The organism is Arthrobacter sp. 35/47, assembly GCF_000520475.1.
Taxonomy (GTDB): domain Bacteria; phylum Actinomycetota; class Actinomycetes; order Actinomycetales; family Micrococcaceae; genus Arthrobacter_D; species Arthrobacter_D subterraneus.
The window spans coordinates 40,553-54,097 of sequence record NZ_KI914583.1; the positions used below are offsets into that span (position 1 = coordinate 40,553).

13 protein-coding genes and 1 pseudogene are annotated in these 13,545 nt (G+C 64.8%); 11 read left to right on the forward strand and 3 right to left on the reverse strand.

Going from position 1 to position 13,545, the window contains the following annotated elements; all coding sequences use genetic code 11:
• The 10 genes and pseudogenes from X803_RS17365 to X803_RS17375 all read left to right on the forward strand — a co-directional run.
• Window positions 1-528 (forward strand): annotated as a pseudogene (locus X803_RS17365) (ABC transporter ATP-binding protein); the annotation flags it as partial.
• Between the two features lie 2 nt (window positions 529-530).
• A complete protein-coding gene (locus X803_RS17370; protein WP_051470382.1) occupies window positions 531-1,412 on the forward strand; it encodes an ABC transporter permease in 882 nt (293 codons plus the stop codon).
• Window positions 1,413-1,446: 34 nt separating this feature from the next.
• On the forward strand, window positions 1,447-2,703 hold the full coding sequence (locus X803_RS0102630) for a sensor histidine kinase (protein WP_026543910.1): 1,257 nt from the start codon (window positions 1,447-1,449) through the stop codon (window positions 2,701-2,703).
• Window positions 2,700-3,383 (forward strand): response regulator, encoded by a 684-nt coding sequence (locus tag X803_RS0102635; protein WP_026543911.1) that lies wholly within the window; start codon window positions 2,700-2,702, stop codon window positions 3,381-3,383. Before X803_RS0102630 ends, X803_RS0102635 begins: the two co-directional genes overlap by 4 nt.
• A 27-nt stretch (window positions 3,384-3,410) precedes the next feature.
• On the forward strand, window positions 3,411-4,706 hold the full coding sequence (locus X803_RS0102640; protein ID WP_026543912.1) for a M18 family aminopeptidase: 1,296 nt from the start codon (window positions 3,411-3,413) through the stop codon (window positions 4,704-4,706).
• Between the two features lie 180 nt (window positions 4,707-4,886).
• Window positions 4,887-5,192 carry a 30S ribosomal protein S6 gene (gene rpsF / locus X803_RS0102645; protein ID WP_026543913.1) on the forward strand — a complete coding sequence of 102 codons (306 nt, stop codon included), beginning with the start codon at window positions 4,887-4,889 and terminating at the stop codon, window positions 5,190-5,192.
• 53 nt (window positions 5,193-5,245) lie between these two features.
• Window positions 5,246-5,791, forward strand: a complete 546-nt coding sequence (locus tag X803_RS0102650) for a single-stranded DNA-binding protein (RefSeq protein WP_026543914.1) — start codon at window positions 5,246-5,248, stop codon at window positions 5,789-5,791.
• A 101-nt stretch (window positions 5,792-5,892) separates the two neighbouring features.
• Window positions 5,893-6,132: a 30S ribosomal protein S18 gene (gene rpsR, locus X803_RS0102655; RefSeq protein WP_026543915.1), complete on the forward strand. Its 240-nt coding sequence runs from the start codon at window positions 5,893-5,895 to the stop codon at window positions 6,130-6,132.
• Window positions 6,133-6,147: 15 nt separating this feature from the next.
• Complete coding sequence (rplI, locus tag X803_RS0102660) at window positions 6,148-6,597, forward strand: 50S ribosomal protein L9 (RefSeq protein WP_026543916.1); 450 nt, start codon at window positions 6,148-6,150, stop codon at window positions 6,595-6,597.
• A 717-nt stretch (window positions 6,598-7,314) separates the two neighbouring features.
• A complete protein-coding gene (locus X803_RS17375; RefSeq protein ID WP_216699023.1) occupies window positions 7,315-10,986 on the forward strand; it encodes a replicative DNA helicase in 3,672 nt (1,223 codons plus the stop codon).
• Between the two features lie 15 nt (window positions 10,987-11,001).
• On the opposite strand, the gene X803_RS0102670 is transcribed toward X803_RS17375, so the two are convergent.
• The gene (locus X803_RS0102670) at window positions 11,002-11,571 is read right to left on the reverse strand and encodes an MOSC domain-containing protein (RefSeq protein ID WP_026543917.1); all 570 of its coding nucleotides are present in this window, start codon (window positions 11,569-11,571) and stop codon (window positions 11,002-11,004) included.
• 98 nt (window positions 11,572-11,669) lie between these two features.
• Between X803_RS0102670 and X803_RS0102675 the strand changes: the two genes are divergently transcribed.
• Window positions 11,670-12,629 (forward strand): CHAD domain-containing protein, encoded by a 960-nt coding sequence (locus X803_RS0102675; protein ID WP_162149180.1) that lies wholly within the window; start codon window positions 11,670-11,672, stop codon window positions 12,627-12,629.
• On the opposite strand, the gene X803_RS0102680 is transcribed toward X803_RS0102675, so the two are convergent.
• Window positions 12,608-12,895 (reverse strand): MoaD/ThiS family protein, encoded by a 288-nt coding sequence (locus X803_RS0102680; RefSeq protein WP_026543919.1) that lies wholly within the window; start codon window positions 12,893-12,895, stop codon window positions 12,608-12,610. The genes X803_RS0102675 and X803_RS0102680 overlap by 22 nt on opposite strands.
• The coding region (locus X803_RS21280; RefSeq protein WP_035777647.1) for a WD40/YVTN/BNR-like repeat-containing protein at window positions 12,892-13,545 on the reverse strand (654 nt) is incomplete at its 5' end. The genes X803_RS0102680 and X803_RS21280, both read right to left, overlap by 4 nt.

The following is a 13,545-nucleotide window of genomic DNA, read 5'->3' on the forward strand; positions in this document are numbered from 1 at the left end:
GCGCTGCTCGGTGATCCGCACACCGTCATCCTCGACGAGCCGGTCAACGGCCTCGATCCCGAAGGTGTCCAGTGGGTACGGCACCTGGCCAAGGGTCTGGCGGCTGAGGGCCGCACGGTGTTCCTCTCCTCGCACCTGATGTCCGAGATGGCGCTCACCGCCGACCATCTCATCGTCATCGGGCGGGGGCGCATCATTGCCGACGCCCCCATCAGCGAGATCCTCGACGGACACGGCCAGTCCCGCACCCGCGTACGCACCGACAACCCGGCAGAGCTGGTGCGGGCGCTCGCGGCCGACGGCGTCACCAGCCAGCAGCTCGAGCCGGAACTCCTCGAGATCACGGGGGCGGATTCCCGCCGGATCGCCGAGGCGGCGCTCGCCGGACGCATCCTCGTCTACGAACTGACGCCGCTGCAGGCCTCGCTCGAGGACGCCTACATGCAGCTCACCACCGACGAGGTCGAGTACCACTCCCATACTCTTCCGCAGTCACCCGCCGGAACCGGCGCCGAGGAAGGCAGGTAGCCATGGCCCACACAGCCACCGCACCCAACCCGGAACACACAGCAGCCCGCCGCGGTGCAGCCTCCGGCCCCGGCGTGAACTTCCTGCGGGTCCTGAAGTCCGAATGGATCAAGGTCACCACCATTCCCTCCACAGTGATCATGCTGACCAGCACCGTGGTGATCATGGTGGGCCTGGCAGCGCTGTTCGCGTGGCAGACCACGGTGCTGCTCGACCTGCAGTCGAACCCCGAGATGGCTGCCCAGGTGCAGGGCGCCCCGGACGCAACGTCACTGGTTGCCACCATTCCGGGTTCCGGGCTGGTGTTCGGGCAGCTGCTGATCGGATCGCTCGCTGTGGTGCTGATCGCCTCGGAATGGGGAACCGGCATGATCCGGTCCACCATGGTTGCGGTCCCCAAACGCATCCCGGCGCTGCTGGCCAAGCAGCTGGTGTTCGCGCTGATCGCCTTTGTGCTGGGGGCGGGTTCCGCGTTTGCCGGGTACTTTGTCGCCCAGCCGATTCTCGCGCCGTCCGAGCTCGCGTTCGGGCTGGACACCGACGGCGTCCTCCTGCACATCATCAACACCGGATCCGTCCTGGCCCTGGTGGCCGTCCTGGCGATGTCCATCGGCACGCTGCTGCGGAACACCGCCGGGGGCGTTGTCACGACCATCGGCCTCCTGTTTGTGGTCCCCATCCTTGTGGCTACGCTGCTCGCCGGCATTGCCGACTGGATTCCCGACGCCGCGCGCTTCCTCCCCAGCAGCGCCGGCGAACAGATGGTGGCAATCACCATCGCCGACGGCGCCCTCACACAGGGGCAGGGCGCGCTGGTGCTCACCGGCTGGGCGCTCGTCCTGCTGGTCATATCGCTCATTGTCACCCGGAAACGGGACGTGTAACCGGATGCACCGGCACACGCCATAAGCTCACTCCATGAGTGAAAAAGCCTCGGTGAAGGAGACGGCGGAGCGAACGGCCGCCGTCTCCTTCACCGAGATCAACGCACGGCGGCTCGGCCCCGTCCGCGGATATTTCCGCTCCCATCCGCACATGATGGACACCGTCGTCGTCCTGCTGTTCCTCGTGGCGAGCCTGCCCAATGTCCTCCTGCCCGTCGAGGAGGCCGCCGGTTGGCAGGGCCTGGTTCCCATCGGTATCGCCGCGCTCATCCTGTTCTTCCGGCGCCGCCGTCCGCTGATCGTCCTCGGGCTGCTCTGCGTCACCGAGCCGGCTGCGCTCATGATCACCGACGCGCGGTCGACGGTGGGTATTGCGATCTGGTTCGCCCTGTACGCGGTGGCCGTCGCCTTCCCGCTGCGGACCGCAATCATCGCATTCGGGGCCGCCGTTGCCACCTCGGTGGTTCCGCTGGCCTTCATTCCCGATGCCCTGCCGGTCGAGGAGCCCTACCTGATCTGGGTCATCATGGGTTTCGCGGTCATGTGGTACGTGGTGGCCGTCGGGTTCGGCGCCACCGTCCGCCGCGAAAGACTGCACGAAAACGAGCTCCGCGAGTGGGCGGAGCGCAACGCCGAACTCGCCTCCGCCAATGAACGGAACCGGATCGCCCGCGAAATGCACGACGTCGTTGCCCACTCCCTGTCCGTGATGATCGCACTCTCGGACGGCGCCGCAGTTGTAGTGAAGCGGGACCAGGACCGCGCACGGGAGGTGCTTGCGGAGCTCTCCGCAACCGGACGGACAGCCCTCGCGGACATGCGCCGGGTCCTGGGCGTCCTGCGTGAAGGGCCTGACGCCGCCCCGCTCGCACCGCTCCCGGCCGGCGGATCCCTGACCGGCTTGCTCGAGGGTTTCCGCGCCGCCGGCCTCCCCATCCGGCTGCAGGTGAGCGGCCCGGGCCTGCCGGACGATGCCGCCTTCCAGGTGACCGTCTACCGGATTGTCCAGGAGTCACTGACCAACGTGCTGCGCTACGCCAAGGCCGTCACCGCAGTCGACGTGCGGATCGCCAGGACCGGTGACACCGTCACGGTCCGGGTGTCCGACGACGGCCGGGGCGCCATGGACCCCGTCCCGTCGGTCGGCTCCGGCCAGGGGATCGCCGGCATGCGGGAGCGTGCCGCCATCTACGGCGGTACGGTGAACTGCGGCCCGGGCGCGGCCGGCGGCTGGACGGTCACGGCAGAACTGCACACCCCCGCCGAGAATCTTCAGGAGAAAACCGCGTGAGCCAACCGATCAGAGTCCTCCTGGTGGATGACCAGCCCCTGCTGCGGATGGGATTCCGCCTCATCCTCGAGGGCGAGGAGGACATGCGGATCGTCGGGGAAGCCTCCGACGGCGCGGAAGCTGTGCGCCTTACCGAACGGCTGGAGCCCGACGTCGTCCTCATGGATGTGCGCATGCCGGTACTGGATGGGATCGAGGCCACGCGGCGTATCACCGGATCCGGCGCCTGTGCCCGGATCATCATCCTCACCACCTTCGACCTCGATGAGTACGCGTTCGCAGGCCTCCGGGCAGGCGCCTCGGCGTTCCTGCTCAAGGACGTCGGGCCCAAGGAGCTGGTCCACGCCGTCCGCGTGGTGGCCAGCGGCGACGCGGTCGTCGCGCCCCGCGTCACGCAGCGCCTACTCGAGGAATACGTCCGCTCCCGGCCCGACACGCCGAAACTTCCCCGCGACCCGCTGCTGCAGGACCTGACACCGAGGGAGCTCGAAGTGCTGGGCGCCATCGCCGAGGGGCTGTCGAACGCCGAGCTGGCACGCCGGTTCTTCCTGTCCGAGGCGACGGTGAAAACCCACGTGCGCCGCATTCTCACCAAGCTGCATCTGCGGGACAGGGTTCAGGCCGTGGTGTATGCCTACGAGACAGGCCTGGTCACCCCGAGCCAGGGCCTCGATTTCTAGACCGCGCCCGGCAGCTAGTCTTGCATCATGACTGCCGCTCACGCCCACATCGCCGACCTCGGCGCCTACGTCAGTGCCTCGCCGTCGAGCTTTCATGCCGCCCACCAGGGAGGGGTGCGCCTGGAGGCCGCCGGGTTCACCCGGCTGCACGAGGCTGACGCCTGGGACGGCGGACCCGGCCGCTTCTACGTGATCCGCGACGGCGCCCTGATCGCGTGGATCACGCCGCCGTCCGCAACGGAAACCACGGCCTTCCACATCCTCGGCGCCCACACCGACTCGCCGTCCTTCAAACTCAAGCCCAAACCCACCATCGGCCGCCACGGCTGGCTGCAGGCCGGCGTCGAGGTCTACGGCGGGCCCCTGCTGAACTCCTGGCTGGACCGTGAGCTGGCGCTCGCCGGCCGGGTGGTCACCCACGACGGCGCCGAGCACCTGGTCCATACCGGGCCGCTGCTGCGCTTCCCCCAGCTGGCCATCCACCTTGACCGGTCGGTCAACGACGGGCTGAAGCTCGACAAGCAGCAGCACATGAATCCGGTCTGGGGCCTCGGCGATCCGGCCCGGGCGGACCTCCTGCAGATCCTTGCCGTGGACGCCGACCTGGAGGCGCGGGACATCGGCGGTTTCGACGTCGTCGTTGCCGACACCCAGCAACCCCGCGTCTTCGGGGCGGACGGGGAATTCTTCGCGTCGGGGCGGCTGGACAACCTCTCCTCAGTGCACGCCGGCCTCACGGCCCTCATTCAGGCAACCAGGAACGACGCCGGGAGCGCACCCATTGCTGTGCTGGCCGCCTTTGATCACGAGGAAGTCGGCAGCGGTTCGCGTTCGGGTGCCAGCGGACCGTTCCTCGAGGACATGCTGCACCGGATTTCCGCGGGCCTCGGAGCCGGTGAGGAGCAGCGGCGGCGGGCCTTCGCGTCGTCGTTCTGTGTTTCCGCGGATGCCGGTCACGCCGTCCATCCCAACTATGCGGAGCGTCACGACCCTGCCAACCACCCTGTTCTCGGCGGCGGTCCGCTGCTGAAGATCAACGCGAACCAGCGGTACACCACCGATGCTCCGGGTGCCGCCTATTGGGCGCGCCTGTGCAGGGACGCCGGTGCGCCATACCAGGAGTTCGTGTCCAACAACGTGATGCCGTGCGGATCCACCATCGGTCCGCTCACTGCGACCAGGCTGGGAATCCGTACCGTTGACGTCGGCGTTCCGCTGTTGTCCATGCATTCCGCACGGGAATTGTGCGGTGTGGAGGACCCCTACCAGCTCACCCGGGTGGCGCGCCGGTTCTTCTCGGTCTCCCACGACCCGGTTTCCTAGGCCCGGAGGGTTGTCCACAGCCGGTTCGGAGACCCGTTTCCGGTCCGGTAGTATTGATGAGTCCGTGCCGGACGTGGCATCGCTGGAAGTAAGGCGGTGGCAGCCGCACGGGACAACGCAAAAGAACCTCCTGTTGCGGAAGGACCGCGACCGTTTAGCCCAGAGGAGGTGGGTTCACAAATGCGTGCATATGAACTGATGGTAATCATCGACCCCGATGTCGAGGAACGTACCGTTGAGCCAACCCTTGAGAAGTTCCTGAACGTTGTACGCAACGGTGAAGGCACTGTTGACAAGGTAGACATCTGGGGACGTCGCCGGTTGGCCTACGAAATCAAGAAGAAGTCCGAGGGCATTTACGCCGTCGTCAACTTCACCGCCACCCCGGCTGTTGCTGCTGAACTTGACCGCCAGCTTGGTCTGAACGAGACCATCATGCGCACCAAGATCATCCGCCCCGAGGAGCAGAAGGTTTCCGCCGAGTAGTTTCGGCTTTCAACCAGGTCCACTCCGGTGGGCCCGTGACCGTAGGAGGCACCATGGCAGGCGAGACCACAATCACGGTCGTCGGTAATCTCACCAGCGACCCGGAACTTCGTTTCACCCCGTCAGGCTCTGCAGTGGCTAATTTCACCATTGCGTCGACGCCGCGGACCTTCGACCGTCAGTCCAACGAGTGGAAGGACGGCGAAACGCTGTTCCTCCGGGCGTCGGTCTGGCGTGAAGCGGCTGAGAACGTCGCGGAAACCCTCACCAAGGGAACCCGCGTTGTTGCACAGGGCCGCCTCAAGTCACGCTCGTATGACACCAAGGAAGGCGAGAAGCGCACCGTCATGGAGCTGGAGGTGGACGAAATCGGTCCATCCCTGCGCTACGCATCCGCCAAGGTAAGCCGCACCCAGCGCTCCGGCGGTGGTGGCGGCGGCGGCTTCGGCGGCGGTGCCGGTGGCGGCTCCAACCAGGGTTGGGGCGGCGGCGGCCAGCAGAGCCAGCAGCCTGCGCAGCAGGATCCATGGGGTGCACCGGCCGGCGGAAACTCGTCGGGCTGGGGCAACGGTCCGGATTCGTCCGAACCCCCCTTCTAGGCCTTCCAGGAAGCGCCGCCGCATATGGAGGCGCTTTCACCAGATAATTCCCATCCCGCAGAACCGTTCTGCGGGCTCCACCAGACATAAGGAGCACCACGATGGCTAAGGCTGAACTTCGTAAGCCCAAACCAAAGTCCAACCCCTTGAAGGCCGCTGACGTCACCGTCATCGACTACAAGGACGTAGCACTGCTGCGTAAGTTCATTTCCGACCGCGGAAAGATCCGTGCGCGCCGTGTAACCGGTGTGACCGTGCAGGAACAGCGCAAAATCGCTCTGGCAATCAAGAACGCCCGCGAAGTTGCCCTCCTGCCTTACTCCGGCGCAGGCCGCGGCTAAGGAAAGGAACACACCATGGCAAAGCTTATTCTTACCCAGGAAGTCACCGGTCTGGGCACCGCAGGCGATGTAGTCGAGGTAAAGAACGGTTACGCACGTAACTACCTTCTGCCCCGCGGCTTCGCTCTCACCTGGACCAAGGGTGGCGAGAAGCAGGTGGAGTCCATCAAGGCTGCACGTGCCGCTCGCGAGCACGCATCCCTTGAGGACGCCCAACGTCAGGCTGCAGCCCTGCAGGCCAAGCCGGTCAAGCTGACCGTCAAGGCCGGCGAGTCAGGCCGCCTCTTCGGGACCGTAAAGGCCGACGACGTCGCAAAGGCTGTCGAGGCCGCCGGACTCGGTTCCATCGACAAGCGCAAGGTTGAACTGCCGGCACACATCAAGTCTGTCGGCAGCTACCAGGCCAACGTCCGTCTGCACGAGGACGTTGCCGCTGTCATCGATCTGGACGTCGTCGCCAGCTAGCGACGAGGGGTCCCCGGACGAGCGAAGCGAGTTCGGGGTAGTCGCGACGCGCTAGTTTTTGGTTCGGCGTAAAGGCCCTCACTCTTCACGGAGTGGGGGCCTTTGCTGTGCTCTGCTCTTGGGGCGGAGCTCATTGAGCCCCAGCTGGCCGGAGGCGCAATTACCAGGACGGTGCACTCGACGCCAGCGGTATGTCCTTCAAGTGGAGTATTCCCTCGTTTGTATATCCAGAACCGATACATCATCAGCATGGCATAGAGGCATGTCGCGGCCGGAATGCAGTGTGACCCAGGCCATAGTTATTTGATCGTCCGTTGTGGATAGCCGGTGCATAAACACACCGCGATACGGGCAATTTCTGCTTCTGTCAACACGGAAGCCGGGGATGAATGTTGGCCCAAAAATCTTTTTCTCCACAGGCTGCGCAGGGTGTTTGCGCAGGTCAGAACGGAGTTATGGGGAATGTCCGATGTAAATCCACATAGTTATCCCCAGTGTCCCCACACAACACGCCGGACAATTACCCACTTATTCACACCCCCTGTGGATAACTCAGTTGGCAGGTGGGCTGCCGGGCACTACCGTTGCGGGGTATCCCATACCGCAGAGACTGTCGGTGGCGGCTGGTACCTATGGTTATTCAGCTCGGATTCACCGTCCGCCTACGGGCACCCGGTGTAGGGATTCGGGGAAGTTTCGGGAAGAAAGGCCGCACCAGTGTCTTTGGCTCATGCGGATTCATCAGAAGACACGCGTTCACCCGGATTCTCCCGGACCCCTCCCCAAGACCTCGTGGCTGAGCAGTCCGTCCTTGGCGGAATGATGCTCTCGAAGGACGCCATCGCAGACTGCGTCGAAGTGCTGCGCGGAGTGGACTTCTACCGCCCGGCCCACGAGAGCATCTACGAATCGATCATCGACCTCTATGGCCGCGGCGAACCCGCGGATGCCGTCACGGTCTCGGATGAGCTCACCAAGCGCGGGGAAATCTCCCGCATCGGCGGCCCTGCCTACCTGCACACGCTGATCCAGTCCGTGCCCACCGCCGCGAACGCCGGTTTCTACGCTGAGATTGTCCGTGAGCGCGCTGTCCTGCGCCGCCTGGTGGATGCCGGCACCAAGATTGTGCAGCTCGGATACTCCAATGACGGCGAGGTTGATGACATTGTCAACGCCGCCCAGGCTGAGGTCTACGCGGTCGCGGAACGGCGCACGGCAGAAGACTACGTCCCCTTGAAGGACATCATCGAGGGCACCGTCGATGAGATCGAATCGGCCGGACATCGCGGCGAAGGAATGACGGGAGTCCCCACGGGCTTCTATGAGTTCGATGAGCTCACCCAGGGTCTGCATGGCGGACAGATGATTGTCATTGCGGCGAGGCCGGCTATGGGCAAGGCGTTGGCTCTCGACACACCGCTCCCCACGCCCACAGGTTGGACCACCATGGGGGAAGTGTCCGTGGGCGATGAGGTGATTGCAGCTGACGGCAGCCCGACGACGGTTGTTGCTGCTACTGAAGTGATGCCTGATCGGCCATGCTTCCGGGTCACCTTTGACGACGGCTCAACCATCGTTGCCGATGCGGAACATCAGTGGCTGACCCATACGCGGGCGTCCCGCAAAGCTGCGCAGGAGATGATCGGTCGTAATGGACCGCAAAGTCTGCAACGCAGTGCCCCTGCAGTCCGGACAACGGCGGAAATTGCTGAGACCCTCCGGTGCAACACCGGCGATAAGCGGCTGAACCACTCGGTGCGCAATACCCGGCCGTTGGACCTGCCCGAGGCCAAACTTCCCATCGAGCCATACACCCTCGGTGCGTGGCTCGGTGACGGAGCGTCGGCCGCAGCGAGAATCACCACCACTGACGAGGAGGTTCTGCTCCGCATAGGAGGGGAAGGTTACGCCACGGCCCAGGAAGATCCGGCCCTCGCCGCAGCGTTGCGCACCCTCGGGGTGCTCGGGAACAAACACATTCCCTCCCAGTATCTGCGCGCGAGTGAATCACAGCGGCGCGCTCTTCTCGCCGGATTGCTCGATACCGACGGCACTGTTACAGTAAATGGTTGTGTCCAGTTTGCTGTCACGCATGAACGGCTTGCGCGTGACTTCCGCGAGCTTGCATTGAGTCTCGGGTACCGCACGGGCTGGTGGGAAAAGCCCGTGAAAGGCCGCAGGGTGGCCTCCTCGACCTGCTTCGTCATCACTTTCTCGACTGAAGACACGGTGTTTGGCCTTACCCGGAAGCAGATCCTCCACAAGGAGCGGGACTGCCGGTCTACTCCGAAACGGACTCAGCGGTTCATCACGTCCGTGGAGCCGATTGGGTCGGTTCCGGTCCGGTGCATACAGGTGGCCAACGCTGAACACCTGTATCTGGCAGGCAGGTCCTTTATACCAACACACAACTCGACGTTCGCACTCGACTGGGCGCGATCGGCCGCCATCAAGCACAACATGACCACCGTTTTCTTCTCCCTGGAAATGGGCCGAAACGAAATTGCTATGCGCCTGTTGTCCGCGGAGGCCACTATCGGCCTGCAGGACCTGCGTAAGGGAACTGTCAAGGACGAGCAGTGGGGGAAGATCGCCACGACGATGGGCCGCATGAATGATGCCCCGCTCTTCATCGACGACAGCCCCAACATGTCCCTGATGGAGATCCGCGCGAAGTGCCGCCGGCTGAAGCAGCGGCACGATCTGAAGCTCGTTGTCCTTGATTATCTGCAGCTGATGTCCTCCGGAAAACGGGTGGAGTCCCGCCAGCAGGAAGTCTCGGAGTTCTCGCGTGCGCTGAAGCTGCTGGCCAAGGAGCTCAACGTCCCCGTTGTCGCCCTGTCGCAGCTCAACCGTGGGTCCGAGCAGCGCACAGACAAGCGGCCGATGGTCTCAGACCTTCGCGAATCTGGCTGTCTCACCGCCGATACCCGGGTGCTTCGCTCGGACACCGGAGCGGAAACCACCATGGGTGAGCTCTTCCGTTCCGGGGCTCGGGATGTGCCGGTCTGGTCGCTGGACGACAGCCTGCGATATGTCGAACGCCACCTGACCCACGTTTTTTCAACGGGAGTCAAAGAGGTCTATCGCCTCACTCTCGCCTCAGGAAAGACCATCCGAGCTACGTCGAACCACCCGTTCTTCACCTATGACGGGTGGCGTGCCCTCGGGCACTTGAAAGTCGGGGACCGACTTGGTGTGCCCCGACACGTCAACGGCCCGTCAGAGCGAACCCATTGGGATGACTCCCAAGTCATTCTTCTGGCGCATCTGTTGGGGGACGGGTCCTTTGTGAAGCGCCAGCCGATCCGCTACGCGACCCAGGATGAAGCGAATGTAGTGGCTGTTTCAGAAGCCGCGAAGTTCTTCGGCATCACAGCAGTTCGAGATGACTATGCCGCCGCACGGTGCATCACGGTTCGCCTCCCCGCGCCCTATCGGTTGACTCATGGCAAGCGGAACCCGATTGCTGCGTGGCTGGATGGGCTCAGCCTCTTCGGGGCGCGCAGTCACGAGAAGTTCGTGCCGGAGGAAGTCTTTGCGCTACCTAAAGCCCAGATCTCTCTGTTCCTGAAACACCTGTGGGCAACGGACGGTTCCGTGACGGTAAACCGTGCCGGCACGGGCGGCCGCATCTACTACGCCTCGACTTCCCGCCGCCTGGTCGACGACGTCGCGCGTCTCCTTCTCCGCTTCGGAATCAGTGCACGCGTGAAAACGGCCACCCCGAAGGCCAACTACCGCCCGGGTTACACCCTTGACGTTTCCGGCGGGGATGATCAGCGGCGATTCCTCCAGGAGATCGGTGTTCACGGTGCCCGCTCGGCAGCATGCGGGCGTCTGCTCGAGCTCATCCGCGACAAGGCGGCCAACACCAACGTCGATACCGTTCCACTCCAGGTCTGGGATGACGTGAAATCCATTCTGGCCGAGAAGGATATGACACACCGTCAGTTCCAGGCAGCTCTTGGAACCCAATACTGTGGTTCAACGCTCTACAAGGCGGCTCCCTCACGGCAGCGGCTGGCTCGCGTCGCCGCGGTCCTGGATTCAGCGGAGCTCGACGTCATGGCCGTCAATGACCTTCTCTGGGACAGCGTTGTCAGCATCGAACCGGACGGCGAGGAAGAGGTATTCGACGCAACAGTGCTCGGAAACCACAACTTCGTCGCCAACGGAATCGCCGTACACAACTCAATCGAGCAGGATGCCGATATGGTTATCCTCCTCCACCGTGATGACGTCTATGACAAGGAGTCACCGCGGGCCGGCGAGGCCGACGTCATCGTCGCGAAGCACCGTAACGGTCCCACCAAGACCCTCGTGGTCGGGTTCCAGGGCCACTACTCGCGCTTCAACAACATGGCGGCTGACACCGGGGGGTTCTAACAGCCGGGCAACCGGTCAGGGCAGCCGACCGGGTTTCAGCCGATGCGGCTCGCCCGCCCGCACCGGGTCAAGCTCCACCGGGCTCACCAACACACCAGGACCCCTGTGCAGAACCCCGGACGTCAGCGGCTGGCACCGCACCCCACCTCGGCCGCGCATGGCCGCATGCGCTCCGGGAGCGAGCATCCGGTCCATCCACGCACACGGATGCGCCGCCCGCCCGCCCTTCAGGGTCACCCGGCCGCTGCCGGATTCAACCGTGAACTCCTCACTGACCAGCGGCGGCAGGTGGGCACCCCGGAGGATGACATTGCGCCGGGTCAGCATCGGATCGAAAGCGGCGGCGCCAAGCTCCGCGGCTATCGCCTCCAAGGCCTCCACCGAGAACACCGTGACGGCAGCGTCCATGTGCGCCGCTTTCCCGAAGAACCTGTCCCCGACAATCCCCTTACCCGCAACCACCTCAGCCTCTGCGGCATCCACTGTCGCTACTTCCGCTGCTCCATCCCGTGCCCGGCCGAAATAGGCGTGCTGCGGGGACACGAGCAGGTGCAGGATCTCAACGTCATACCGGAACTCAGGCATGAAGCCACGCTACTCCGCCGAGCATGGAGGAAACGCCCCGTGAGGGGCGGCGCGAATTCCTGTGGTGGACACGGGCAAGGTCAGGAATGATGGTTCCCGTGAGCCCGCAGCACCCTGACGCACCAAGCAAAACCGACGACGACGGCGGGAGGAACGAACGTGAGGACGCTGCCGCTGCGCTCACCGCGGTCCTCACGAACCTTTCAGAACAGTTTGTCTCCTGGGACCAGGCAGTCCGGCGGACGCGTCCCGACGCGGCGCACCAGCTGCGGGTCACCTGTCGGTCGCTACGGGCCGTCCTGAAGGCGGCATCGCCCCTTCTCGATTCCGGCCGTGCCGATGAGTTGGCCCTTCGGCTCAGGAACCTGGCCCGGGTGCTCGGTGCAGCGCGCGACGCAGAGATCACCGCCGAGCTGCTGCCTGCCCGGGTCGAAACGCTCGGGCAGCCCATTGACGGTGAAACCGTGGAACTGCTGCAACGCAGGGCGGATGACGAGGCGACCACCGCGGCCGCCCGTGCAAAGCAACACCTGAAGACGAAGGAACACCTGAAGCTGGTCACGGACGTTCAGGCCTTTGCCCGGCAGCCGCCCTTCACCGACAAGGTAGAGGGCAAGTCTTCCCGCTGGCTTGCCAATCGAACGGTCAAGCGCAGCCTCCGCAAGGCCGCACGCGTCGCCGCCGGCGCCGATAACCGGGACAGGGGAGAAGCGATCCTCGAGCATGTCCACGAGGTGCGCAAGGCCGTCAAACAGGTGCGCTATGTGCGTTCGGCGCTGATGTCAGCCGGTGTGCGCCCGGGTAAGAAGCGCCGCAGGGCCGCCGCGGAGGCCAAGCGATACCAACAGGAGCTCGGGGAAATCATGGACGCCGTCGTCCTGCGCACATGGCTGGCCCGCGCCGCCCAGGACCTCTCGGGCACCGCGCACGGCTATTCAATCGGGCTCCTGCTCGGTGCGGAAACCGTCCGGGTCAACGAGGGCATTGGACGGTGTGAACAGCGGGTCGGGGAGCTTCCGCACCGGTTGCGGGGAAATCAGCCGCCCGCTACCGACTGAATGATCATCACCTCGGAGCCCGGCGATACCGGCGTGGCAAGGCCGTCCGCCCGGCGCACGTCCTCACCGTCCACATAGACATTCACGTAGCGTCGCAGTGCCCCGGTCTCGTCCCGGATCCGGCGTGCGAAGACGGGCCGTCCGTCAGCCACGGAATCCAGGACCGCGGAGACCGGCGCGGGAGCTTCCAGCGGAACCTCCACGGCGGAGCGGTCCCCGACCAGCGGCCGCAGCAGGGTCGGAATGAGAACGGTGACGGGACTCATGGCGAGGCAACGGGCGCTGCAGAACCGACGACGACGGCGGCACGCACACAGAGCACGTCCGGAAGGTGCGATGCCACTTCAGTGAAGTTTTCACCCTCGTCGGCGCTGGCATAGACCGAACCACCCCGGGTCCCGAAATAGACGCCCACCGGATCAGCGGTGTCCACACCGGCGGCATCGCGCAGTACGGCGTTGTATTCGGTGGGAGGCAGTCCCTTGTCCAGCCGTGTCCAGGTGGCACCGGCGTCGTCGGTGCGGTGGACTGCCAGCCGGGCATCCGGCGGGATCCGCTCGCCGTCCGCCTTCAGGGGGACAACCCAGGCGGTTCCGCTGCGGCGGGGATGCGAGAGCATCACAAAACCGAAGTCCGCCGGCAACCCGTCGGCGATTGATTCCCACGTCTCGGCGCCGTCGTCGGACCGGTAGACGCCGTGGTGGTTCTGCGCATAGAGGCGCTGGGGGTTCACGGAGTCGCGGGCGATCTTGTGGACGCACTGGCCAAACTCGGGGTTCGGGTCCGGCATGAAATAGGCGGAGATTCCCTTGTTCCGTGGCTCCCAGGATTGCCCGCCGTCCGTGGAGCGGTAGACGCCGCCGGTGCTCATGGCAACGTGGACGGTGTCATCGGCAGGGCTGGGAAGCACGCTGTG